Below are 2,279 nucleotides of genomic sequence, written 5' to 3' on the forward strand. Positions count from 1 at the left end.
CTGTTTCTTTGACTTATCCACCGAATTAGATTTTTTCTAATAACCTGCACCAGCAGGGTATTTCAAACAGACCTGACAGGTTTCGAAAACCTGTCAGGTCTTTTCATATCATCCAAATATTTTGACAAATACAATTCGAAAAAATAGAAATAAATAAATTGCATTTTGCCTTTTAAATTATTACCTTAGCTGAATAATTTATTATAACATTTTAATTAATAAACTTATGAAAACAAAAATATTAATATTTCTAAGTATTTTTATAATTACTACCAACCTTTGTGCACAAGAACCAGTATTTGAATGGGCCGAAACCTTTGAGATTATTATAAATTCTCTTGCTGTTGATGAAGCCGGAAATAGCTATTATACCGGATATTATGAGAATACAGTTGATTTTGACCCGGGATCGGGAGTATTTAATCTTGTTTCAAACGGACAAGAAGATATTTTTATTTTGAAATTAGATGTTTTTGGCAATTTCGAATGGGCAATAAACTATGGGGGTATAGGTGGAGACGAAGGAGTTTCTTTAGTTGTAGATTCTGTTGGCAATATATATATTGCAGGGGAATTCGGTGAAACTCTGGATTTTGATCCTGGCCCCGGTGTTTGTTATTTAGTGCCTGATTATTATTATGCTGAGTTTATTTTAAAACTTGATACATACGGCAATTTTATTTGGGCAAAAATGATTGACTCATACTTGGGCGTATGGGGTAATAATTCAAACATAACATCGCTAAAAATTGATAATAATACAAATGTTTATATTACCGGAACTCTTCAGGGAACTGTCGATTTTGATCCAGGTCCTGCCATATATAATCTTACAGCTGATGGCTGGTCTAATATTTTTCTCTCAAAATTAAACTCATCAGGAGAATTTGTTTGGGCAAAAAAACTTGATGGTAGCGAAGAAAGCATGTGTAATTCCCTTACAATTGGTGGTGAAAATAATATATATGCTATAGGCTATTTTAGTGATACTACAGATTTTGATCCCGGACCCGGTGTGTATAATCTTGTTTCAGAAGTTTATGCAGATATTTTTATTGCCAAATACGATTCTTTAGGGAATTTTGTTTGGGCAAAAAGAATTGGTGATATTTACGGTGAAAACGCATTTTCATTGGCTGCTGACGATAACGAAAATATTTATTATACTGGGTTTTTTAAAGGAACTGTTGATTTTGATCCTGGTCCGGGAGTATATAATCTTGTTTCAAATGGTTCTGAATATATATTCATTTCCAAACTAAGTTCTTCAGGCAATTTTATTTGGGCTAAATCTATGGGGAGTAATTATCAAGATATTGGTTATTCATTGGCTCTTGATTCAGCATATAATGTTTATACTACAGGCGAATTTGATGAAACTGTCGATTTTGATCCCGGACCGGGTGTATATAACCTTAGTTCAAATGGGAACGATGATATTTTCATTTCTAAGCTTGACTCTCTTGGTAATTTTGTATGGGCAAGAAACATAGGTGGTAATATGGGGGATGTAGGGAGAAACATTGTTCTTGATAAAACAGCAAATATTTATTCATCGGGGGGATTTGATGGAACTGTTGATTTTGATCCGGGTCCAGGTATTTATAATTTAACAGAAATGAACAATGCTCAGAATTATTTTCTCAAAATAACACAATCCTTTACAGCTTTACATACAAATTTGGACATTTCTTGTTTTGGAAACTCCGATGCATCAATTAACATTTCTGTTTATAATGGTGTTTCTCCCTATTCATTTCTTTGGAGCAACGGCGAAACTACAGAGGATATTTCTAACCTGGGAGCAGGTACATATTATGTTAGTATTACTGACGCTAATAATGATTTGATTACTGATTCTGTGATTATTACACAACCAGACGAATTTGATTTGTCGTTCGTTGCTACAGATGCATCGGCAATAGGAGCATCAGATGGTACTATTGATTTATCGGTGAATGGTGCAACACCACCCTACTCATATTTATGGAATACCGGAGATACTATTCAGGATTTATCTAATTTGCCAATTGGTCAATATTCTGTAACTATAACGGATGCTAATTTGTGTTATACGATAGATACTATCAATATTTTTGAGCCTTATTATAACCGGCTTCCTTTGCTCGAACATTTTTCTTCAGGCTCAAGTGCATGTTACGATTGTTGTAATTTAGAGCAAAATTTTCAAAACATTATATCGCAAACAAACGGGCAATGTGCAGTTATCAGATATCCCGGAAATATTTTTCCCGATGGATATGAAACCACCGAATCTA

Annotated in this window: 1 protein-coding gene; it reads left to right on the forward strand. The window is 33.8% G+C overall.

Features of this window, described 5'->3' with window-relative positions:
- Positions 1-226 precede the first annotated feature (226 nt).
- Positions 227-2,279, forward strand: a 2,053-nt coding sequence (locus tag HN894_05350) for a hypothetical protein (protein MBT7142744.1), incomplete at its 3' end; no start/stop codon positions are given.

Source organism: Bacteroidota bacterium (assembly GCA_018692315.1).
Taxonomy (GTDB): domain Bacteria; phylum Bacteroidota; class Bacteroidia; order Bacteroidales; family JABHKC01; genus JABHKC01.